General features: G+C 36.8%; 20 protein-coding genes. 4 read left to right on the top strand and 16 right to left on the bottom strand.

Annotation, left to right across the window (positions count from 1 at the left end; genetic code table 11):
- Positions 1-90: 90 nt before the first annotated feature.
- On the bottom strand, positions 91-567 hold the full coding sequence (locus IC610_RS00940) for a DUF7832 domain-containing protein (protein WP_191734804.1): 477 nt from the start codon (positions 565-567) through the stop codon (positions 91-93).
- A gap of 114 nt (positions 568-681) precedes the next feature.
- On the opposite strand from IC610_RS00940, the gene IC610_RS00935 reads away from it, so the two are divergent.
- The 3 genes from IC610_RS00935 (at position 682) to IC610_RS00925 (ending at position 5,222) form a co-directional block, all read left to right on the top strand.
- Positions 682-1,932 (top strand): CinA family nicotinamide mononucleotide deamidase-related protein, encoded by a 1,251-nt coding sequence (locus IC610_RS00935; RefSeq protein WP_191734803.1) that lies wholly within the window; start codon positions 682-684, stop codon positions 1,930-1,932.
- Positions 1,933-1,995: 63 nt separating this feature from the next.
- The gene (locus IC610_RS00930) at positions 1,996-4,032 is read left to right on the top strand and encodes a M13 family metallopeptidase (protein WP_191734802.1); all 2,037 of its coding nucleotides are present in this window, start codon (positions 1,996-1,998) and stop codon (positions 4,030-4,032) included.
- Positions 4,033-4,142: 110 nt separating this feature from the next.
- Positions 4,143-5,222: an endonuclease/exonuclease/phosphatase family protein gene (locus IC610_RS00925; RefSeq protein WP_191734801.1), complete on the top strand. Its 1,080-nt coding sequence runs from the start codon at positions 4,143-4,145 to the stop codon at positions 5,220-5,222.
- 51 nt (positions 5,223-5,273) lie between these two features.
- On the opposite strand, the gene IC610_RS00920 is transcribed toward IC610_RS00925, so the two are convergent.
- The 11 genes from IC610_RS00920 to dnaN all read right to left on the bottom strand — a co-directional run bounded on the left by IC610_RS00920 (position 5,274) and on the right by dnaN (position 18,213).
- Positions 5,274-5,687, bottom strand: coding sequence for an META domain-containing protein (locus tag IC610_RS00920; protein WP_191734800.1), 414 nt, complete (start codon positions 5,685-5,687; stop codon positions 5,274-5,276).
- Between the two features lie 52 nt (positions 5,688-5,739).
- Positions 5,740-7,614: a type VI secretion system baseplate subunit TssF gene (locus tag IC610_RS00915; RefSeq protein WP_191734799.1), complete on the bottom strand. Its 1,875-nt coding sequence runs from the start codon at positions 7,612-7,614 to the stop codon at positions 5,740-5,742.
- A 43-nt stretch (positions 7,615-7,657) separates the two neighbouring features.
- Positions 7,658-8,098 carry a GPW/gp25 family protein gene (locus IC610_RS00910; RefSeq protein ID WP_056078470.1) on the bottom strand — a complete coding sequence of 147 codons (441 nt, stop codon included), beginning with the start codon at positions 8,096-8,098 and terminating at the stop codon, positions 7,658-7,660.
- A 61-nt stretch (positions 8,099-8,159) separates the two neighbouring features.
- Positions 8,160-9,572 (bottom strand): APC family permease, encoded by a 1,413-nt coding sequence (locus IC610_RS00905; RefSeq protein WP_056078468.1) that lies wholly within the window; start codon positions 9,570-9,572, stop codon positions 8,160-8,162.
- Positions 9,573-9,937: 365 nt separating this feature from the next.
- Entirely contained in the window at positions 9,938-12,340 is a 2,403-nt protein-coding gene (gene pheT, locus IC610_RS00900; protein ID WP_191734798.1) for a phenylalanine--tRNA ligase subunit beta, read from the bottom strand.
- A gap of 168 nt (positions 12,341-12,508) precedes the next feature.
- Positions 12,509-13,234 (bottom strand): LytR/AlgR family response regulator transcription factor, encoded by a 726-nt coding sequence (locus IC610_RS00895; protein ID WP_191734797.1) that lies wholly within the window; start codon positions 13,232-13,234, stop codon positions 12,509-12,511.
- The gene (locus IC610_RS00890) at positions 13,231-13,881 is read right to left on the bottom strand and encodes a nucleotidyl transferase AbiEii/AbiGii toxin family protein (protein WP_191734796.1); all 651 of its coding nucleotides are present in this window, start codon (positions 13,879-13,881) and stop codon (positions 13,231-13,233) included. Before IC610_RS00890 ends, IC610_RS00895 begins: the two co-directional genes overlap by 4 nt.
- A complete protein-coding gene (locus IC610_RS00885) occupies positions 13,881-14,120 on the bottom strand; it encodes a DUF6922 domain-containing protein (RefSeq protein WP_191734795.1) in 240 nt (79 codons plus the stop codon). Before IC610_RS00885 ends, IC610_RS00890 begins: the two co-directional genes overlap by 1 nt.
- 42 nt (positions 14,121-14,162) lie before the next feature.
- Complete coding sequence (locus IC610_RS00880; protein WP_228462834.1) at positions 14,163-15,188, bottom strand: sensor histidine kinase; 1,026 nt, start codon at positions 15,186-15,188, stop codon at positions 14,163-14,165.
- Positions 15,189-15,541: 353 nt separating this feature from the next.
- The gene (locus IC610_RS00875; protein ID WP_228462833.1) at positions 15,542-16,768 is read right to left on the bottom strand and encodes a dipeptidase; all 1,227 of its coding nucleotides are present in this window, start codon (positions 16,766-16,768) and stop codon (positions 15,542-15,544) included.
- Between the two features lie 314 nt (positions 16,769-17,082).
- On the bottom strand, positions 17,083-18,213 hold the full coding sequence (gene dnaN / locus IC610_RS00870) for a DNA polymerase III subunit beta (protein ID WP_191734794.1): 1,131 nt from the start codon (positions 18,211-18,213) through the stop codon (positions 17,083-17,085).
- Positions 18,214-18,444: 231 nt separating this feature from the next.
- On the opposite strand from dnaN, the gene IC610_RS00865 reads away from it, so the two are divergent.
- On the top strand, positions 18,445-18,801 hold the full coding sequence (locus IC610_RS00865; protein WP_191734793.1) for a diacylglycerol kinase: 357 nt from the start codon (positions 18,445-18,447) through the stop codon (positions 18,799-18,801).
- Between the two features lie 60 nt (positions 18,802-18,861).
- On the opposite strand, the gene IC610_RS00860 is transcribed toward IC610_RS00865, so the two are convergent.
- The 4 genes from IC610_RS00860 to IC610_RS00845 form a co-directional block, all read right to left on the bottom strand.
- Positions 18,862-19,194, bottom strand: coding sequence for a gamma-glutamylcyclotransferase family protein (locus IC610_RS00860; RefSeq protein WP_191734792.1), 333 nt, complete (start codon positions 19,192-19,194; stop codon positions 18,862-18,864).
- Positions 19,195-19,824 (bottom strand): SGNH/GDSL hydrolase family protein, encoded by a 630-nt coding sequence (locus tag IC610_RS00855; RefSeq protein WP_228462832.1) that lies wholly within the window; start codon positions 19,822-19,824, stop codon positions 19,195-19,197.
- A 1-nt stretch (position 19,825) separates the two neighbouring features.
- Positions 19,826-20,212, bottom strand: coding sequence for a ribonuclease inhibitor (locus IC610_RS00850; protein ID WP_194698877.1), 387 nt, complete (start codon positions 20,210-20,212; stop codon positions 19,826-19,828).
- 128 nt (positions 20,213-20,340) lie between these two features.
- Positions 20,341-24,039, bottom strand: coding sequence for a phosphoribosylformylglycinamidine synthase (locus IC610_RS00845; RefSeq protein WP_191734791.1), 3,699 nt, complete (start codon positions 24,037-24,039; stop codon positions 20,341-20,343).
- Positions 24,040-24,050: the final 11 nt, after the last annotated feature.

Raw genomic sequence — 24,050 nt, 5'->3', positions numbered from 1 at the left:
TTCTAAACAACTTAATAAATCTTAATGGTTTAAATCAACTCTCAAACCTCACAGATTTTCGCCAACCTGTGAGGTTTTGTTCGCAAAATTTTAATTAAGATTTTTATATTCCTTCCACTCCTCAAAACGGTGATCAATTACCTGCTTCATTACATCGTAATTTTCATAATTATCTTCGATGTGATAAAAAGTTTCATATTCAAAATCACTTTCTTCTGCAATGCTGTCGAAAATATTGATGTAATCAGTCGCAAATGAACTGAATTTGTCAGCAAAATCCGTTTCATCAACGTAATAATCTTTTGCAAAAGCATTTCCGAAATCATTCAGATCAGATTCAGAAAATTTTCCGTCTAAAGCTTCCATTACAAATTCTGCTCCCGTGATATCGCGCCTTTTAAGGCTTTCAATCTCATTTTCATGGTCTTCCTGAAGTTCGGCAGAATGCAGATTATGGCTAATACACCAGTTTAGAAACATTCCTGTGTGTGTTGCTCCGTTTTTCCCGGGAATTTCTTCGGGAAAATCTCCGCCGGTATGCCACGAAGCATCATCGTATTTTGTCATAGTATAATTATAGTTGTCAACAGTAGAAATCAAAGATATAAAAAATCATTTTCTTTTGTTCGCTACCGAGATTTTTACGTCATTTGTAACGAATTTTTTTTCAAAATTAAAAGCATGCAAAACGCAGTTCTTATCACCATCGGTGACGAAATTCTTTCCGGAAATACCGTCGATACCAACTCGAATTTTATAGCTACCGAACTTAAAAATATCGGAATCAAAACCGTTCAGATTTTCACCATTTCAGATGAGATCGAAATCATTAAAAACATTTTGAAATCTGCTTTTGTATTGGGAGATTTGGTGATTACGACCGGAGGTTTGGGACCTACAAGAGATGATAAAACCAAGAAAGCCATCGCTGATTTTTTTGATGATGAAATTGCTCTGGATGAGACCACTTTTGAACATCTCAAAGCCTACATGGAAAAACGTGGAAGAATAGAAATTCTGGAAAGAAACCGTGAACAGGCATTTGTTCCAACGAAATCAACAGTTTTCCAAAACCATTTCGGTACCGCTCCGTGCATGATGATGGAAGAAAACGGAAAGATTGTTTTCAGCCTTCCGGGCGTTCCTTACGAAGTGAAACCGTTGATTAAAGATCAGATTGTTCCTTACTTAAAGGAAAAATTCAGTTTAAATTATCTTACGACAAGAATTGTTTCTGTTGTAGGAATTCCTGAAAGTATTTTGGCAGATATGATTGAAGACTGGGAGCTTGCTCTGCCTCAGCACATCTCACTTTCTTATCTTCCGGTGGGAACCCGTGTAAAATTGAGAATCACAGCAAGTGGAAACAACGAAAATGATCTCAAGCAGGAACTTGAGGAGGAGATTCAAAAGCTTTTACCTTTAATAAAACCAAATGTAATTGCCACTTCAGAGGATAAAATTGAAAAGATTCTGGCGGAAATTTTAGCAGAAAAAAAACTGACTTTATCTACCGCTGAAAGCTGCACTGGCGGCGAACTGGCAAAATTAATCACATCCAATCCCGGCAGTTCAAAATATTTTTTGGGAGGAATCATTCCTTACGATACTCAGAAAAAAATTGATATTTTAAATGTAAAAAAAGACACCGTGGATCAACACACTGTCGTGAGTGAGGAGGTTGCTTCAGAAATGGCTTCCGGTTGTCAGATTCTATTTAAAACTGATATTTCACTATCTACAACGGGAGTCGCCGGTCCCGGAAAAGGTGAAGACGGAAAAGACATCGGTTTGGTGTACTACTCTATCAAAGTCGGCGACAAAATTCATAATTCGAAATTATACATGCCACATCTCGAAAGGCTTGATTTCATGCATTTCACAGCGCAGAAGGTAATTCAGGATCTGGTTTCGATGTTAATTTCTGAATAAATAATTGCGATTTTCAGTAACAATATTCAATCATAAACTACTTATAGTACAAATTATAAAAAAATGAAGAAACTCACTTTGTCTTTAGTTCTTTTAGCCGGAACTTTTGCCGTACAGGCACAGAAGTCTGCTAAAACGGTTACAGAAACCGGTTTGGAACTGAATTATATGGACAAAAACGTCCGTCCACAGGATGACTTTTACAATTATGTAAACGGAAGCTGGATGAAAACTGCGAAAATTCCTTCTGATAAACCAACATGGGGAAGTTTCAACAAATTGGCTGATGATACAGACAACAACTCGATGACGATTTTAAATTCTCTTCTGAAGGACAAATTTGCTGACGGAAGTGAAGGAAAAAAAATTCAGGATCTCTATGCGACTTACATGAACATGGAGAAGAGAAATGCTGACGGTATCAAGCCTATCCAAGCCAATATCTCGAAAATTGATGCCATTAAAAACCTTACAGATCTTCAGAATTATTTAGCTTCTGTAACAAAAGAAGGTGAAAATAATTTCTACGGATGGGGCGTTTACTCTGACCTTAAAAATTCTAATATGAATGCCGTTTACCTTGGTGACGCTTCTTTGGGAATGGGAAGAGATTACTACCAGAAAGTTGATGCTAAAAATACCGAAGCTCTTGCCGATTACGAAAAATATGTGGCTTCCATGCTGAAAGAATTGGGTTATACCAACGCTGATGCTGCTGCAAAAGGAATCGTGGAGTATGAAAAAAGCATCGCCAAAAACCTTTTGACCAACGAGCAAAGCCGTGACAATACACTTCAGTACAATCCTAAAACGATGTCTGAACTGAAAACTTTGGTGAAAAATGTAGACCTTCCTGCCTATCTTAAAAAAGTTGGTGTAGACACAGACAGAGTAATCATCAGTGAATTAGGCTATTATAAAAACTTTGATCAATTGGTGAATGCAAAAACACTTCCTGTAATTAAAGATTATTTGAAATTCCACATGATCAGCGGAAATGCATCTTACCTGAGTCAGAAATTAGGTGATATGAAATTTGCGTTCTACGGTAAAAATCTGAGAGGTCAGCAGGAGCAGAGAGCTTTAAACAAAAGAGGTTTTGAATTAATCAATGGATCTCTGGGTGAAGCTTTCGGTAAACTGTATGTTGAAAAATATTTCCCTGCTGAAGCAAAAGCTCAGATGGTGGAACTGATCGATTATTTAAAGAAAAGTTTCGTCGTTCACATCAACGGATTAAGCTGGATGTCTTCTACAACGAAGGTTAAAGCTTTGGAAAAATTAAACAAATTCACTGTAAAAGTAGCCTATCCTGATAAATGGAAAGATTATTCTAAACTGAAAATCACTTCGGAATCTAAGGGAGGAAATCTGTATGCCAACCTTCAGAACATTGGAGAATGGCAATACGGAAAAAGCCTGGAGAAAATAGGAAAACCGGTAGATAAAACTGAATGGGGAATGACGCCACAGACGGTAAACGCTTACTACAATCCGGTAAACAACGAGATTGTTTTCCCTGCTGCGATTCTTCAGCCGCCTTTCTTCAATCCTAAAGCTGATGCAGCTGTAAATTTTGGAGGAATCGGTGCTGTAATCGGTCACGAAATTTCTCACGGATTTGATGATTCCGGTGCTCAGTTTGATGCTGACGGAAACTTAGTAGACTGGTGGACGCCGGAAGATAAAGCCAATTTCGAAAAAGCGACAAAAGCTCTGGCTGCCCAATACGATAAATACGAGCCTGTAAAAGGAACTTTCGTTAACGGAACGTTTACCAACGGTGAAAATATCGCTGATTTAGGTGGTGTAAATATCGCTTATGATGCATTACAAATGTATCTGAAAGACAAAGGAAATCCTGGTGTTATAAGTGGTTACACTCAGGATCAGAGATTTTTCCTGAGCTGGGCGACTGTCTGGAGAACATTATCAAGCGAAAAATACATGATCAATCAGGTAAAAACAGACCCGCACTCTCCGGGATATTTCAGAAGTTTTGCACCTTTAATGAATGTTGACGCTTTCTACAAAGCATTCGACGTAAAAAAAGGAGACAAATTATATAAAGCTCCTGAAGAAAGAATTAAGATTTGGTAATATACCTAAGGTCGCTCAGAAATGGGCGGCTTTTTTTATTTTAAATGTAACATATTTTCTTTTGGTAGATTTTTAATTATATCTAAATTAGTGCTTTCGTTTGATGAACTATGTGGGAACTATATTTTGTACTGAGTATTTTAATCGTTTTATTTTCCGTTCTTCCAAAAATTCCCGGTACTTATTGGGTTTTCCGCGTTCCGGACTTCGGTAAAATTCAGGTTTTTATCATCGCAGTACTTACTTTTGGGTTCGGATTTTTTCTTGAAAAAGATTTAACCTGGAAAATTGCTCAGGGAATTCTGGCCTTTTTAATTATTTATCACGGCATTGTCCTGATCAAATATACGCCACTCTACCCTGTTAAAGACCACAAACCATCAGATAAAGCTTCAAAACCTTTACAGTTTATTTCTGCAAATGTGTATCAGTTTAATACCGATTATAATCAGTTTATTAATCTGATTAATAAATGCAAACCAGACGTTTTCCTGACCATGGAAAGCAATGGTGACTGGGAAAATGCACTGACGGTTCTTGAAAAAGATTATCCGTTTCAGCATAAAGTTACCTTGGAGAATACTTACGGAATGCACTTTTACTCCAAACTGGAAATTTCAGAATCTAAAACGCATTTCTTTGTAGCTGACGATATCCCGAGCATTGAAGCGCATTTGAAAACGGAAGATGGTTTTGAATTTGTATTTTTCGGAGTTCATCCTCCGCCGCCAAGTCCTACCGAAGAAAAAACCTCAAAAGAAAGAGACGGCGACCTTCTCAGCACAGCAAAAAGAGTGAAGGAAATTGATAAGCCTGTAATTGTTGTTGGTGATTTTAATAATGTGGCATGGTCAAAATCATCCATCCTGTTCAGAAAAACAAGTGAACTGATCGATCCGAGAGTTGGGCATGCGTTTATTTCGACTTTCCATGCGAAATACAGATTTTTCAGATTTCCGATTGATCTGATGTTTCACAGCGAGGAAATTTTCATTGATACCTTAAAAACGTTGGAAAACTTTGGTTCAGACCATCTTCCGGTGTACTGTAAATTTAAAATCGATCATGTGAATGATGATCAGGAGGAAAGAATAGATACTGCGGATGCTGAAGAAAAAGCCGAGGCCGAAGAAATGATTGAAGAGGGCAAAAAGGAAGACGGCCAGCGCGATGCCATCGTAACAGAATAAAAAAAGAAAAACCTGACCGACGATCAGGTTTTCTGTTATAATTTAAATTCTTTAGTCAGCTTTATTAAATTTTAAAAGCAACAGACTCCCTTGGTAAAGTTCAAGACTTGAGTCAGTAACCACATATTTATTTACTTTCTGCAAAGCTCCGAGGTAATTGTTTTCTACACTCATGTTTTCGCAGGCCATTTTTGTAGAACCAACGCCTGATGGTGTAAATGTTCCTGACTGCGCATCCATAGCCACAGTTCCGAAAAATCTGTTGCAGCCTCCGTTACCGTTGATTTTCTCGCCTTCAATGTTTAACGTTGGCACAGTTCCTTTTACTTTGTCCGCCAAAACCCATTTTGTATTGGCAATAGAAGCCTGAGTTTTACCTACTTTGGATGAAGCAGAACTTCCACCCATCGATCCGCATGAAACTATTGTTGCAGCTCCTAAAAGACCTAAGATATAATTTTTCATTTTTTAAATTTTATAATTCAAATTTAGGCAAAATAAATTGTCTGCCCGAAATTTAGTTGAGTAAATCATCTTCGTCTTTCACTTCCAAAATGTATTCCAGACCGTCGATTGCACGGGAAATGATTTGATTTTTCAACACGCCCGCCATATTATCCCAATATCTTTTCCCATAAAAAGCATAATTTTGCGGGATAATCTGAATCTGAACCGTTCTGATGAAACCTTCTTTCGGCTTGCTGCTGATCATCGTTCCGCGTGTCACGCGGATTTCCTTCAGCTCATCTTTCAGTACCATTTCACAATAATTTTTCACATCCTGAATGGTAATGATTTTATCTGTAGACGTCAAAGCAAATTTAAAAGCCTGAATACTGTCTGTTCCCGTTTGCTCTTCTGCTCCACCCAAAGTTTCCGTAAGCAGTGTCATAAACTGCGATTTTTTCTGATTTGAAAGTTCGGTTCCCGGTCGCATTTGGTTGGCTAAAGTACAGTTGGTGTACCAAAAAGCCGCAAAAGTGTGACGCGAGTTTTCCAGGGGTTCAAGAATGACGTAGTTAAAATCCTGTCTGGTATTCTGTCGTACGTTATTAATTTTCTGCATCATGGTTTTCATCTGACCTGAAATTTCATTGAGAACCGTTTTCACATTATCGCGGTTTAAAAGAGAGAAAGCTGTAATTTCATCTCTTGTCAATTCCAGAACATTGGCAATCATATCAACAGCATTTCTGTTGTTGAATCGTTCCATTCCACCTTTCCGAACGGTATAAAGTCCTTTTTTAAGATGGTCATTTGGGGTAAAAGGAATTTCCTGATAATAATTTCCGTCGCCGTCCTGTACTTCATCCACATAGAGAAAATGCTCACCGACATCGGTAATCAGCGGGATATTGTTGCCCATCACATCGAGACTGTATTCAGTTTTTTTCCAGCCTCTGTTGTAGACAGGAAAAGCATTTAAAATAAAAGAAAAATTATCTAAAATCTCAGCAGTAAACTGTGGTGGAAATCTAATGGTGAGCCAGAGCATATTTTTACCGGAAACAAACTTCTCTAAAGATTCCTGATCTGCAAGATGCTGAATTTCTTCGGGAAGAACATTTTCAAGCAAAAGTTTATCCGAAAGTCCGGTGATTTCTATAAATTTCTGATCATACACATTCTTTAAAGATGCTTTTACTTTGGTTCTGATGGATTGTTCGTTGAAAATCTCTTCATAACCCTGATAGGAAACGTTTTTCTCGTACGAAAGACCTCCGCGCACTGCAATAGGGTTTCCGTTGGAAGTAATTTCGGTGAATGGTAACAGTTTAAAAACAAAATCCAAATGTTCGAAAGAAGGATTTGAGCAATAAATACTGAGATGTTTCGGAAATTTTTCGCCTTTCAGCTGGCTTGCATCAATTCCGATTGTAATTTTCCGGTAGTCATCAATTTTTCCCTGAAACCTACCCATAGGAATTTTATTGAGTTTTTCATCGATTCCATAGCAGTTGTTGCCTACTATCATTACCGAAGTCTGCAATCTGTTTAAAACTACAGAATCAATCGGCGTAAAAGGAATGCTTACCTGGCGGTCAGATTCGCCTTTGACACTGGAAGAAATTGTTTTCTTGAAAAAAAATTCCGTGTGCTCCCAAAGTTTTTCTGACATTTCAGTCGGGTTTACAAACGCTATGGCATGTGCCGGAAAAGGATGTGTATAAATATTGGGGGTAAGCAGTTTGGATAGTTTCTCCAGAATCCTGCTGTTCACCGACTGTACCTCGTTATTGGTTTTGAATATTTCTGTGCTGAAGGCATCAATAAGCAGTTTCACAAAAGGATCCAGCGACTGGGGACTTTTCACACCCCAGATTTTGGTCGCGTTCTGCAGCATTCTCGCCTTTACAGATTCTTTTGAATATATATTCTGATCCAGATTCATAAATGTTTTTGAAAAAAATTAAAAATAATTAAATGGAAAAGCCTCAGTCAATCGACATCGGGCTGAGAAAAATTTCGGTGACAAAACTATACCGTTCGCCACTTGCCTCCATTCTGGCATTGACGGCAATTCTTACCTTTTTTTTGATTTCTGTATGCTCTTTGGTGTCGTAATTATGCTCTACAAATTCGAGGTGAGCATCTACTTTTGCATCTACAATTCTGGGTTCGTAGGCTCTGATCTGCTGTTTGAGACTGTTGATAAAGATGGTTTCCCACATTCCGGAGCTTACGCCGTTGTCAAATTCGAGATTCCAGACTTCGTTTCCGTAGTTGTCATCATACCGGTTTTCACCTTTTTTTGTGGTGATCAGAAGCATGATGTTGTGGGCAATACTTTCGGCTTCATCGCATGTATCCACACTTCCGCCCTCTACCATCAAGCTGTCCGGAGAAAAGGGCATTCTGTAATTGGTTTTATCCATAAACTGACTTCATATTTATTAAGGAATTGGTTATACCAAAATAAACATTTTTTATGACAAATCAAACATCCTTTTTGTGGGAATTGATGAAGTAATAAATAGGAAGACCAATCAATACCAAAAGCAATCCCGGCCACGTGTACTGTGTTTTGAAGAAAAGAAGCAATACACAGAATGCTGTACCGATAACCAGATAAATAAGCGGAGTAACAGGATATAGCCACGTTTTATATGGTCTTTCAAGTTCAGGTTTTTTAATTCTTAAATAAATAACCCCAAAAACAGTGATCATATAGAATAAAACGATGACAAATGAAATCATATCCAGTAAATTACCATACTGTCCGCTGAGGCAAAGAACGCTTGCCCAGACTCCCTGCATCCACAAGGCATTTTCGGGAACCTGATTTTTATTGTTTTCGGAAGCTGATTTAAAGAACATTCCGTCTTTTGACATGGTTTGAAAAACTCTCGCTCCTGATAAAATCAAACCGTTATTGCAACCAAATGTAGAGATCATTACAAGCAAAGCGATAATCAGAGTTCCGGTGTTGCCAAAAATTGCCAAAGCTGAAGAAACCGCTACCCTGTCGTCTGCTGCAAAAGCGATTTGGTCCCGGGATAATGTTGAAAGATAAACTATGTTAACGGCAAGATAAAGTACCATCACCGCTGAAGTTCCGAAAATCATTGACCTTACAACATTCTTTTTAGGATTTTCAATTTCACCGGAAACAAAAGTTACACTCTCCCAGGCGACAGAACTGAAAACTGCACCCACCATTGCTGAAGCGATTCCTCCAAAAAGTGTTAGCCCTGAAACTGATTTCCAGCCAGTCTGAAGGAAATTCCCTAAAGAATCTTTTTCTAAATTATTAAATGCATTTAAACCCGCACTGAAATTTTCCGATAAATAACTGTTGCTTACAAAGAAAATTCCGGCTACGATAATTCCGATTAAAGCTAAAATTTTGGAGCCTGTAAAGAGGTTCTGTAAAAATTTACCGCTTTCTACACCTTTTGTATTGATGAAGGTGAGCAGCATGATGACAAAAATTGCCAGAATCTGAATGTAGGTAATTTTAAATTCTCCCTGCTGAAAAATAGGTTGGGCGTTATTCAAAGCAGGAATAAGATATGCTGTAAATTTCCCGAAAGCTACAGCCACAGCTGCAATTGTACCGGTTTGGATGACAGAAAAAAGTCCCCATCCGTACAGAAAGCCTATCCGTCTTCCGAAGATTTCTTTTAAATAGACATACTGTCCGCCGGCTTTGGGAAATATCGCAGAGAGTTCGCCGTAGCTGATTGCTGCTGCCACCGTCATCACACCTGTGATAATCCACACGATTACGAGCCACCAGCCGGAACCGAGGTTTCTCATGATATCTGAGCTGACGATAAAAATTCCGCTTCCGATCATTGAACCCATTACGAGCATGATGGCATCCCAAAGTTTTAGTTTTTTCTGCATTTAGTTTTGTAAAACGTAAATATAATTAAAATTGGAAAGTAAAATTCACTATTTATTCTTTTGTCTTGAAACAAAAGAATCAAAAATTCAAGACTTGGAAACTCAGCTAAAATTTTAAATAAATTCCTAAAATTTCCAAACTCGGACGGAAAGAAAGTAGTTTCTTGAATAACTTTCATTGCCGTCACTCAAACAGTGGAAATTTCTTTACGGAATTTTTTTAAAATTTCTTAACGCTTCCGTTTCCGAAGTCATAATTATACATAAAATGGAAATTAAGTAAGTACGCTAATTTTAAAATTATCACACAAATAAAAAAAGACTGCTCTTGCGAACAGTCCTGTATTTAAATATGAATCTTGTTGCTAAGATCTTAATTCTGCATTGAATTCTTTCTGGAAAGATTTAATCAGAGATTCCATTACGGAAGCGATTTCTTTTTCTTCCAGAGTTTTTTCTTCATTTAAAAGTTCAAAACTCATGGCATAAGATTTCTTGCCTTCAGGAAGATTTTTCCCTTCATAAACGTCAAAAAGATTGATGTTTTTGATGAACGGAGACTTATTCTTTTTCGCTGTCTGATAAAGATCCTGATACTGAACATTTTTATCAATCAGCAAAGCCAGATCTCTTCTTATTTTGTTGAATTTAGGAATATCTTTAAATTTAAGTTCGTTTTCAGATCTTAATTTTTGTGCCCGTTCAAGTTCGATTTCTGCGTAGAAACAATCCTGATCAATATCAAAATCCTTCAGCATTTGAGGAGCTACTTTACCGATTATTACTACGGTTTCACCATTGATCTCATATTCCAAAGCATCAGAAAATCTCCCGTCAGAAGAAGCAATTTCTTTGTAATCAACCGCTAATTTTTCAAGCAGAACTTTTACATACGCTTTCAGATTGTAGAAACCTGTCGCAGATTTTGGCTGAAGCCAGTTTTCGGCAACATCTCTTCCTGAAACCAAAACTGCAAGTTGTTTTCTTTCTTCGTACTTCTCTTTTTTATGATAGATTTTTCCGAATTCAAAAAATTTGATGTCCTGATTTTTTCTGTTGATATTGTAGATTGCATTCTGTAAAAGACCTTCCAGTAAAGACTTTCTCATAAATGCCAAATCATTGCTTAAAGGATTCAGAAGTTTCACTGCATCGGTTTCATCTTTAACTGAAGTCAAAGAATTATTCATTACTTCATTGAAACCTAAACTCTGAAGCGTTCTTGCCCAGGAGTTTTCAAGTTCGTCCTGATCTTTTGCATTTAATTTAACCGGTGTAAATGAAATTTTCTGCGGAGCATCAATTTTATTGTAACCGTAAATTCTTAAAAGTTCTTCGATGATGTCGATTTCTCTTGTTACATCGGCTCTGTATGCAGGAACTGAAACTTCAAAACCATTCTGAATTTCATTCAAAACCTGAATATCAAGTGCTTTTAAAATCTCTTTTACTTTTTCTCTGTGAATTTTTGTTCCTAAAATCTGCTCGATTTTTGAGAATCTGATGATCACATAGTTGTCTTTAATTTTATTTGGATATTCTTCAAGAATTTCTCCAACCAATTTCCCTTCCGCCAGTTCGCTGATTAATTTTACAGCGTGCGTAAGAGCGGTTCTGGTAATATTCGGATCCACTCCTCTTTCAAATCTGAAAGAAGCATCGGTATTTAAACCATGGGCTTTTGCTGCTTTTCGGACAGCAACAGGATTGAAGTAAGCACTTTCAAGGAAAATTGTTTTCGTCTCGGTAGAAACTCCGGAATGGGCACCACCGAAAACTCCTGCAATACACAAAGGATGATCATTTCCGTCTTTGATGATGATTTCTGAACCGTTTAATGTTCTTTCAACACCGTCTAATGTTTTAAATTTTGTTCCTTCAGCAACAGTTCCCACTTTTACTTTTCTGCCTTCAATTTTATCGGCGTCAAAAGCGTGAAGCGGCTGACCGAGGCCATGAAGAATATAATTGGTGATATCTACAACGTTGTTAATCGGGCTCAGTCCGATGGCTTTCAATCTGTCTTTAAGCCATGCCGGAGATTCTGCAACTTTCACATTTTCAATTACAGCACCAATATATCTCGGTGTGAGATCTGTATTCTCAACTTCAAGACTGAAATTATGTGAACCTTCATTATTTAAAACTTCAGAAGAAACTTTATTGAATTCTGACTTTTGCTGATTGGTTGAAAGATAAGCAAAAAGGTCTCTCGCAACGCCATAATGTGACATCGCATCAGTTCTGTTTGGCGTTAAACCGATTTCAAAAACTTCGTCATTCGCAAGTTCGAAATAGTCTGCAAACTTCTTTCCTACTTCATATTTTGTCTCATCCAAAACCATAATTCCGCCGTGATCATCGCTCAAACCCAATTCATCTTCTGCACAGATCATCCCTTGTGAAACTTCACCACGGATTTTGGCTTCCTTGATTTCAAAAAAACTTCCGTCTTTGGCGTAAATTTTTGTTCCTACTACAGCTACTGGAACAGTCTGTCCTTCAGCTACATTCGGAGCTCCGCAAACGATATTCAGAATCTTTCCTGTACCAACATCTACGGTTGTTTTGTTTAGTTTATCAGCATTGGGGTGCTTTTCGCAGGTCAAAACTTTTCCCACGACGATTCCTTCAAGGCTGCCTTTGATGCTTTCAAATTTTTCTATTCCTTCAACTTCAAGACCTATATCGGTAAGAAATTCCCCGATTCTCTCGGTTTTAATATCTGTTTTGATAAAATCTTTAAGCCAGTTATTTGATATTTTCATTAATGCTGAATTTGAAATTTGAGTTTTGAAATTTGAAATTGCAAAACGATTTTTAAGTTAGCAAATATCGTGTTTTTTTGAGAAACAAAGAAATTTCCGAACATGCACGATGTCAGATTTATCAATTTTTATGATGATGAAAAATTTCAGAAATTGAAAGTTGAAATTTTACAAACTTTTTCCGCCGATGTACTCCATCAAAGCATCTTTATAGTTGGGTGCAATTGCAATCTGCTCTTTGCCGATGATGATGTGATTTCTTTCAATAGCTTCAATTTTATCCAGAGCAATTATGTAGGAACGGTGAATTCTCATGAAATTTTCAGAAGGTAATTCTTCCTCTAATTTTTTTAAACTCATTAAAGTTAAAACCGGTTTTGGATTGTCTTTCAGATAAATTTTAACGTAATCCTTTAAACCTTCAATGTATAAAATTTCAGAAAAACTGATTTTAATCTGTCTGTATTCTGATTTCACGAAGAAAAACTCCTGCTTTTTCTCTGGCTTTAACACCGAAACCGGCTGCTGAGATTCAAAATAATTTCTGGCTTTTGTGGCTGCGTTCAGGAATTCATTGTAATCAAATGGCTTCAGCAGGTAATCAAGTGCGTTGACTTTATAGCCATCAATTGCATACTGATCAAAAGCAGTTGTAAAAATTACCCTGCTGCTTTGTGGAACCAATTTTGAAAATTCCAGCCCTGAAAGATCCGGCATCTGAATATCTAAGAAGAAAAGGTCGATATTTTTATCTTCTTCCAGAATCTGCATCGCTTCGATTGCATTGTTACACCTGGCTTTCAGTTCCAGAAAAGGGGTTTTTAGGACATAAGTTTCTATCAGACTGAGGGCCATGGGTTCGTCGTCGGCGATTAGGCAGGATATTTTTTTCATTGCGTGTCTGTGAAATTTTTTACAATATTCTCAAAGTCCGTTTTGATAATTTCCCAATGCTTACCTTTTAGACACAACACATCAAAATCTTCATCAGCTATTTCAAAATTTGTAAAATTTTTAATAATCAAATCGTAGTCGTGGTTGTACGGATATCTGTTTTTATGAAATTCCAACATCTGATCAATTGAAAAATGATTCAGGAGTTCGTGCAGATCCCAAAAGTCTTTCTTCCTTCCACCATTTTGTACTACCTCAATTTTCATCGCTGAAATATCTTTAAGACCTGCCAAACGAATTTTATTAACTAAAAGCTCATCTTCAATAAAAGGGTCAGAATAAAAAATATCAAGTTTAACTGCATTTTCCGGATCTTTTCCAACAAAATATGACTTACCAAATGAAGTAATGTCTGAAGAAAAACTGATGTGCGGAAATTCTGACTTTAAATAAGTTTCTATGTGCTCGAAATTGAGACTTCCATAAGTTGCTTCTGTAAAAAGATCTATATCAATGGAAATACGATGTCCGAGCTGCAAAGAAAGAGAAGTTCCACCAACCAGGCGAAATGGCTTCAGAATATCAGCATCCATAACAATTTCAAGCGCGGATCTTAATTCCGTAGAGATGGTAGAATAATACAACATTATTTATTGATGTGAAGATGCATTGGTTTTGTTGATTTAGAATTCAGAACCATCGTAACTAATTCCTTACCGTAAAATTGCTCAATTTCCGATTTTGCTTCATCACTTCCTCTCTCGAAGACTCGTTTAATAACTGCAACATATTTTTTTTCCCAATCAATCCCATCAAAATCTGTATCCCAAAAAAGAAATCTTGGGATTTTGGAAAAATCTGGATGAAGTTTTGAAGATTTATGCATTATTTCAACTAACTCAAAGATAAGAATTTTAAAATTAAGGATTTACTTCGTTTTCAATTTCACTTCCGCAATATACATTCCGTCGTTCAGACAGGAATGAAACTCGTGTTTTTCTGGGTAAAGCAGGTTCAGTCTTTTTTGCAGATTTTCTACACCAATTCCCGAACCGCTTTTGTCAGTGTCCGTTTTTGGAAAATTGGAATTGGAGGCTGTGAACTGAATTTCATTATCGAAAATCTCCATTTTAAAACTGATATCTGAATGCTGTGTAGCAGAAACACCGTGTTTGAAGGCATTCTCAACGATTGAGATAAAAAGCAGAGGCGCAACTTCCAAATTCGGAATCTTCGTTGGAAAATTGGTGTACACTTTGGTTTTGTCATTCAATCTCACAGACATTAAATCAATATATTTATTCAGAAAGTCGATCTCTTCTGAAAGGCTGATTTTGTCGACATCGGTTTTATATAAAAGATGACGCATCAGTTTGCTTAAGCTGTGAACGCTTTGTTTTGCTTTCTCAGAATCAAAATCGATCAGTGCGTAGATATTATTGAGAGAATTAAAGAAAAAATGGGGCTGCAACTGATATTTCAGATGTTTGAGTTCAGACTGCAGTTTAATATTGTCTGCTTCAATTTTCATTTCTTCCGCTTTCTGCATCCTTTTGCTTGCGTTGATGGCAATTGAAAAGGCAACCGGAATAAGGTAAATCAGGAAATCAAAAAAATAACGAATCCCATCGGGCGGGCGTCTTCGAGGCATTTTTAATCTCTGTGGTTCCAGCCATTCAAAAATCTGACTTTTTAAAATCACGAGAATGATCAGCAACAAAAAATTAAATATAAAAAACCATAATTTTCTGTTATCAAAAAACCTTTTGACCAGAACAAAATAATTGACGTAGAAAATCACTGCAAGAAAGATCAGTTGCAGCCAAAAATGTCTGAAAATCCCATTCCAGTCAGTTTCTGAACCAATCGTAAATGCCGTAGGCAAAAAGAACAAAACCAGCCATATCAAAAGATGTAAGCTGATTTCAAGGTTTCTGTTTTTTAAGTTTATCATTTTTATTGTAAACGGATATTAAAGAATCAGATAAGTAAGATCTGTCTCTTCATCTTTTTTTAAAACTTAAATCTGTCCAATCCTTTAAAAATACCGGACCGGTGAAAGTTTTCCAGAAGTGAATTTAAGATTTTTTCAAGCATCATTCTTTTTCAATTCTCTTTTTATTTCTGAAACTGAACTGTTCAGATGATTATTTTTAAAAAAAACTTTTTGCAAAACCGACCTCTTCTCTACTCTTCATTTTCGGTTCTCATTTGCTGCTTCATTGCCTTTTCATTTCCTCAGCATTTCGGTTTTGCAAAAAAGTTCAGTTTATTATTTGCTCTTTATGTAATATGGCTCAGCACCATTTAATTTTTATGATTAGTTGCTTCACCAAAAATTCTGCAATAATTTCTTCCACCAATTTTTCCGATTTCGTTTTCACTGAAACCAGCGTGTAATAAAGATTCAACAACGCTGTAATAAAAACCACGTTTCTGGTCATCCCAATTTGTATTGGTCGTTTTTTGAATGTGTTTCTGTTCCTGCTTACCAGAATTCTGTTCAGACTGATGACCTTTATCTGTATTTTTATCCTGTTTAGGTTTATTTTGAGACTGTCCCCATTTATCATTTGGTGAATGATAAGCAGGTGTCATTTTGGTATCGGTGCCTATCGCGACATGATCGATTCCGACCACATCAACCATTCCTTTGATATTCTCTGCAAAGTCGGAAGGTTTCTCAGCAAGGTGAGTCCATACTCCAATGACGCCGCCGTTTCCGGCAACTATTTTTGCCTGTTCTTTACTAATGAGTCTCGGAAGCATCATTTTAGACATCATTTCATTATTTCCAAGTCTTGTATTGAGGCCGGAATGGGAAACGAGAACAGGTTTTTTTGCTATTTTGAGTGCGGCATTGATGGTATTGTTATCGCAATGCGAAAGGTCAATTAAAATCCCAAGCCGTTCACATTCTCTGATCACTTCTGCACCAAAAGCTGTCAGTCCACCCCATTGTGGAGGATTTGTAAATACGTCGCCCAACGGCACCGATGCATCGTTGTCATGAAGCAATCCAAAATGTCTTAAACCGCGACTGTAAGCAACTTCCAACCGTTCAATTTTTCCTTCTAAAAAATGTCCGCCTTCTACAGACTGAATTACGATGGGTGTTTTTGCTTTCTTCGCCGTCTCAAGATCTGCAAGATTGAGAGCTCTTTTCATTGAATTATCTTCAAGTACCTGATCCATCGCAGTCAAACCATTTAAAAACCTGTCATAAGCTTGGCCTTCTTCAGTGAGTATTTGATAGTCTACTGCAAAAGTCATCACGATTCCAGAGAGTCCCGATTTTTTAATTTCACCTCTCAAATCCAACTTCGGTCCGGGCAGTTCGCTGAGATTCAACGGAACATCGACATGATTATGTGTATCAATACCGAAAGTTTTTGAAACAATTCTTGCAATCTTATCGTCTTTTGCACTGAAATCAGTCCATGACGAGAAAGGATTTATAAAAACAAACGCACCCGCACCGCCCATTGCAGCGATAAATTTACGTCGTGACCAATGATGATGACTATTCTCCAATTTTTTATTTTTTTAAACAGTTTAAATTTAAAAAGATTAAATTCAATTATTCCAAATGATCTTTTCTGATCAGAAACATTTTTTTCAAATCAATATTGTGATTTTAAACCTTGAGTTAATATTTACATCAATCACTTTTATCCTGTTTTATAAGACAAAGTAAAATCAATTAAAGCTTAATCTCAAATTTAATAGACGAACTTGCCAATTGTATAGACAAACGAAAGCATTTTATCCCGAAAATTAATTTGCAGAAAACAAAAAAGAGGCTTTGAAAATTATCAAAACCTCTTTCAGTATTATTAAATTTAATCTTACAACCCGATTACCGGCATTGATAACATTAAAATATTTTCGTTTTCTTCCAGACCATCCAACGGCTCAATGATTCCGGGTCTGTTTGGTTGCGACATTTTCATGGTGATATCGTCTGCTGCCAAAATACCTAACATTTCAGTTAAAAATTTAGAGCTGAAACCAATGTTGATATCTTCACCATTGTAATCACAAGGTATCTGCATATCGGCTTTGTTTGCATATTCTGTATCTTCTGCGTGAAGGTGAAGAATGTTGGCAGAGAGTTTAAATCTCACCTGATTTGTCGATTTATTTGACATGATAGAAGCCCTTCTGATCGCTCCCAACAGTAAATTTCTGTTAATCGTCAATACATTCGGGTTCTCTTTAGGAATTACAGCAGTATAATTTGGATATTTTCCGTCGATTAATCTACAGATCCAGATGTGTTTTCCGAAAGTAAATTTAGCCATATTCTCATTGAAGTCGATGGTAAGATCTTCGTTTGAGCTTGCTAAAATATTTTTGAAAATATTCAGAGGTTTTTTAGGCATAATGAATTCCATTGGCTCGGCATTTATCAAATCTGTTCTTTTGTACACTACCAATCTGTGGGAATCGGTAGAAACAAAATTTGTTTCGTTTTCGCCAAACTGGAATAGAACTCCTGTCATTACCGGACGTAGAGAATCGTTACTTGTAGCGAAAAGTGTGTTGGTTAAAGCTTCAGATAAAACTCCCGCAGGCATGGTCACGCTTTGCGCAGATTCAAATTCCGGAAGTTCAGGATAATCGTCTGCATTGTCTAATGCCACCGCAAAATTATCTTTCTCATCTAAAATCTCAAGTTGGCTTCCGGTACCTTCAGCGTTGTCTTTTACGACAAGCGTCAGCGGCTGTTCGCCATAGGTTTTTATAAAATCCTGAAAAATTTTGGCAGGAACCGCAAATTTACCGGCATCATCAGACTTTACATCCAGTGAAGTTACCAAAGTTGTTTCGCCGTCAGAGGCGGTTATGGTAAGGTTATTTTCGTTTAACTCAAAAAGATAGTTTTCTAAAATCGGTCTCGACTGAGAGCTTGATATTACGCCACTTACAGTTTGCAATGCTTTCTGCAGTTCACCACTTGAAATAATAAATTTCATATGTAGATTATTATTGTTTTTAATTGGTCACATGTAATCGCAAAACTAAAACAAAAGTTTATTTTAGAAAACAAAAGCGATTTCATAGATTTAAAAATAAGTTTTTACAAATATAACAAATAGAACACAGATAGAAAAGAATAATACTGAGAGTTATTAACAACCATCAAAAGAATTATTTTTTTCCTGAATTATTTAATCAACTATCTTTGCCAAACATCAATTTTAAAAATGAAAAAACCTCCTATTCACAAAAGCTTTATCAACTCCTTTCGTGGAATTTGGATGATGCTTAAGTCTGAAAGAAATTTTCAGATTGAAGTGGTGGCTCTGCTGATTAATATTTTTTTGATTTTTTATCTGAAACTTTCTGTGCTTGACACTGTTTTGGTCTTAACAGTTTCTATCGGAGTTTTAGCCGCTGAAACTTTCAATACAGCCATCGAAAAGATTTGCGATATTATTCATCCTGAATTTGATAAAAGAATCGGTTTCATTAAAGATATTTCCGCTGGAGCTGTGACTATGATTGCGGCAGCTTCTGTCATCGTGGGTGTTTTTGTATACTGGAAATATATTTTTTGTTAATTTATGTTCCCACAGATTTCACAGATTTTTTTGCTGTAATTCTCTAATGGACCTTCAAGTCTATTTTCCTACGTAGATAAATCCTTTCTTTTCGGATTTAAAAACAGTTTCAATTCTTTTGTAGTCGTCCACTTCATATTCATCAGCGTGAAGAATTTCCTCATCACTCACTTGAAAAAGGACACCTTCCACTTCATCTGCACTGTTTCCTGAAAATTCCAAAATCGGATGGTATTTCTGATTGCTTTTCCGTAGAACTTCGGGATCTTTTATTTCAAGCATTTTCAGTTGATATCCAACAACAATATCTTTTTCACCTCTTAAAATTCTTCCAAATGTTTCGAGCTGAACCTGCTCTTTCTGCAAAGTTCCGTATGAAAATAAGTTAGGCATTTATAAATATTTTTCAATAATTGGAATTGCAATTTCAGCCATCATTCCATATCCTTTTTCGTTGGGATGTACACCGTCTTGTGAAAGTAAAACTTCTTTATCTTCTAAAAATGCCGAATGAAAATCAATATAAATTAAAGAATTTTCAATGGCAATACCTTTCAGAATTTGATTGTAAACCAAAACTTCTTCATTCCTTCTTACTTTTCCGGTTGCGGAAATTTTACCCGCTACTTTTTCTGAAATGGGAAGAATACTCACCAGATAAATCTCGTTTGAAAAATCCTGTGCCTGTTGAATTGCCTTTTCAATATTCGCTTTAAATTGTTCAGGATTTATCATCTGCTTTTGATCTTTCACAGCCAAGTCATTGGCGCCGTAACCGATGAATACAATATTTCCATCTTCAGCATTTCTGGCAGTCATTTCGTTTTGAATTCTTTTAACCAAACCTTGTGAAGTTTCACCGCCGATACCAAGATTGAAAAGAATTAATTCATTCCCTCCTTCATTGTACTTCTGCAAAGCGTACCGTTTGAGAATATCGACCCAGCCACCGAAAACGCCATCGTATTCGCCATAAGTTATGCTGTCGCCAAAAAATAATCCGTACATCATTTTCTTCTTCATTTTAATCTAAAACTAAGGTTATATTTTTATGCGATTCAATAATTTCAATTAAAATATCGTACAATGTCTGTCCGTTGCCGGAAATCAAATCATCCAGTTTTTGCCGGGCCAAATTGATATTGAATGGTTTTCCTTGGCTGATTTTAATTTCGTAGAATTTCATTGTTGCTTCTAATCCTAAATCTTCCTTTGATTTTTGAGAATCTTTCCAGATCATTTCACCTGTAAATCCATACAAAATGTCATCAAATCCATCGAGCGTACCGACTTTCCAATCTTCATCTTTCATCAAAACCTGAGAAACTTCTTCGTAGAATCCTGATAAATCAGAAAAACGGCTGCCATTGATGACAGCCGATTCTCTTTTATTATTATTTGAATTATCCAATTTGATATAAATATTTCAACAGACAGTTTTCTCTAAACCTAACGGGGTTTTGAAAACCCGTTAGGTTGAAAGTCGTATTTTAAACTCAGTATTTTTAAGCCAAAAGCAAATTGCCAAAAGCCATCCGCTTACTTAAAGTACTCCACTCCGTTTTTGAAGATATTATGGTAATTCGCAGTCGGAATATTTTTCATCAAACCTTCTGCAAAACGTTCAGGGTGCCCCATTCTTCCGTAGATTTTTCCACACGGACTTGTGATTCCTTCAATTCCGAATAATGAGTTATTAGGATTGAAAGGCATTCCGTGAGCGATATTTCCATCTAAATCTAAGTACTGAGTCGCAATCTGCCCGTTCTCATACAACTTCTGAATTTCAGCTTCTGAAGCCATAAAACGACCTTCACCGTGAGAAATTGGGATGGTGAACACCTGATCTTTCATTCCTTTTAACCAAGGCGATTCGTCATTCAGAACTTTCACATTCACCATTTGAGAAATGTGTCTTCTGATAGCATTGTGAGCCAACGTTGGAGAATTTTCATCCAGATCCTTAATTCTACCGTAAGGCAATAATCCTGACTTCACCAAGGCCTGGAAACCGTTACAGATTCCAATGATCATTCCGTCTCTGTCGAGCAATTCGTGAACGGCGTTTTTCATCTTTTCGTTCTTCAGAACATTCACGATGAATTTAGCAGAACCATCCGGTTCGTCACCCGCAGAGAAACCTCCAGAGAATGCTAAAATCTGCGACTGTTTAATTTCTTCCACCCATGCATCGATGCTTTCGTCAAGCAACTGATGATTGATATTTATCAATGGTAAACTGCTTACAATCGCCCCTTCTTTTTGGAATGCATTCAGCGTATCGTATTCGCAATTTGTTCCCGGGAAAACCGGTGCGAAAACTCTCGGCTGAGCAATTCCGTGTTTTTTAATTACGATATTTCTTGGTTTAATTGAGTTCAGATTTGAATCTAATTCAACTGTTATTTTTTCTTTTTCAACTGTTGAGAAAAGTTTCTCAAAGGTATTTGTATTCGCTTCAAGTAATTTTTCGATTTCAAAATTCAATCCACTGATTTTTAGAATAATTGAATTTTCAACTTCACCAATTAATTGAAGATCAACAGAACTTAATTCTTCAGTTGATTCAATGATCAGACTTCCGATATTTTTAGCTAATAAAACGTTCTCATCAGCAATGTTAATTTCAGCTCCCAATCTGTTACCAAAACTCATTTTGGCTAATGCAACGGCAATGCCACCTTCTTTGATGGTCTTCACAGAAACGATTTTTCCAGCCTTAATATTTTCGAAAATCAATTCAAAAACTGTCTTCAGATTTTCATAGTTTGGAAGTCCATTTTCCTGTGGAATATGGTTGAAAAAATACAGTTTATTTCCTGCCTGTTTAAATTCCGGAGATATCACATTCTTCTTCTCACCGTTAGCACAAGCGAATGAAATCAACGTTGGCGGAACATTCAAATCCTGATACGTTCCACTCATTGAATCCTTACCTCCAATAGCAGCCAAACCAAGGTTAATTTGCGCATCGTAAGCTCCCAAAAGTGAAGCCAAGGGCTTGCCCCATTTTTCAGGATTCTGACCTAATTTCTCAAAATATTCCTGGAAACTTAATCTTATATTTTTGTAATCGCCACCCATTGCAACGATTTTCGCAACGCTTTCAACCACAGCATAAGAAGCTCCCAATAAAGAGTTTTGCTTTGAAATTTCAGCATCAAATCCCCAACTTGCAAAGGAAACGGTTTCAATATCTTTTGCGCCCAAAATCGGCAGCGTCTGAGCGCTTCCTTCCATTAAAGTCTGCTGATATTTCCCACCTAAAGGCATCGCAACTGTAGTTGCACCAATTGATGAATCAAACATCTCCAATAAACCTTTTTGAGAAGCAACGTTTTTATCTGCAAGAATTTTCAAGAAATTCTCTTCGTTGAAAACCTCAGTTTCTTCTTTTAATTCATTAAGATGCGTGATCTTAACTTCCTGACTTTTAGAACATCCGTTCGTATCGAGAAATTCTCTTGAAAGATCAACAATTTTATCACCTTTCCAAAACATCTGCATTCTTCCTGAATCTGTCACCTTTGCAACTTCTACAGCCACAATGTTTTCAGCCTCACAGAACTTGATGAACTGTTCTTTATCTTTTGGTTCAACCACAACCGCCATTCTTTCCTGAGATTCAGAAATAGCAAGCTCAGTTCCGTTCAAACCTTCATATTTTAAAGGCAAAACATCCAGATTAACCTCCAAAGAATCAGCGATTTCACCGATGGCTACAGAAACTCCACCCGCTCCGAAATCATTTGATTTTTTAATCAGTCTCGTCACTTCAGGATTTCTGAATAATCTCTGGATTTTACGTTCTTCAACGGCGTTTCCTTTCTGAACTTCTGAACTCATTGTGTGGATAGAAGTTTCGTCCTGTTCTTTTGAACTTCCGCTCGCTCCACCAACACCGTCACGACCAGTCGCACCACCTAAAATGATGATTGAATCGCCAGCTTCAGGCTTTTCACGTCTTACCCAATCCACAGGAACGGCGCCGGTAACAAAACCAACTTCCATTCTTTTTGCTTTGTAGCCTTCATCGTAGATTTCAGAAACCATTGTAGTCGCTAAACCGATTTGGTTACCGTAAGAAGAATAACCGTTTGCCGCCTGTTTAGTGATTGTTTTTTGAGGTAATTTTCCTGGTAATGTATGACTTACAGGTTCTAAAACATCAGCAGCACCTGTCAATCTCATTGCCTGAAAAACGAATGAACGTCCGGACAAAGGATCTCTGATCGCACCTCCTAAACATGTTGAAGCACCGCCAAAAGGTTCAATTTCTGTTGGGTGATTGTGCGTTTCGTTTTTGAATAATAAATACCACGGTTCTTTTTTACCGTCGTATTCAGCTTCGATCTGAATGGTACAGGCGTTGATTTCGTCAGAAACCACCAAGTTCTCCAGATTGCCTGTTTTATGGAAATACCTTCCGCAAACGGTCGCCAAATCCATTAAAGAGATTGGTTTCAGTTCGCGACCTAAGAATTTTCTTTTTTCGATATAATCATTGAAAATAGTTTCCAATGTATGTTTAAACTGACCTTCAAATTCAATGTTTGACAATTCAGTTTCAAACGTTGTGTGACGGCAGTGGTCACTCCAATATGTATCTAAAACTTTCAGTTCAGTTTCTGTGGGATTTCTCTGTTCAGTTTTGAAGTATTCCTGAATGAATTTCAAATCATCCAATTCCAATGCAAAACCGTGAGAATTAAAGAATTTTTCCAGCTGAGCATCATCAAAACTGATGAAATTTTCGTGAACCAAAACCTTTGAAGGCGTTTCTTCTGCAGGAATATTCAGTGTTGACAAATCTTTTTCCTGAGATTCCACTTTATTAATCAAAAGGTCTTTGATTTTTGTCAAATCAGCTTCTGAAATGCCTTCAAACTGCATAAGCTTACCGCTTCTTACTTTTGATTTCTCATTTCCAGTCAGTAAAGCGATACACTGCTGCGCAGAATCTGCACGCTGATCGTATTGTCCGGGCAAAAATTCTAGTGCGAAATATACTCCTTCTGCAGGATTTTCTTCGATTAAAATATCGGTAACAGGATCCACGAAAGTGCTGTTCACTACCTTTTCAAATTCACCGTCATTTAATCCAAAAATATCGTACACATTGTACACTTTTACACTTTGGATCGACGGAACCACCGCTTTTACTTCATCAAAAATTTTTGGACTTTCTACATCGAAAATTCCTCTTTTTTCTACGAAAATTCTTTTGTTTTGAGACATTAGATGTCGGA

Source organism: Chryseobacterium caseinilyticum (assembly GCF_014837145.1).
Taxonomy (GTDB): Bacteria; Bacteroidota; Bacteroidia; order Flavobacteriales; family Weeksellaceae; genus Chryseobacterium; species Chryseobacterium caseinilyticum.
Note: the sequence above shows the minus strand (reverse complement) of the source record. Positions and strands in the feature narration are given on the sequence as shown.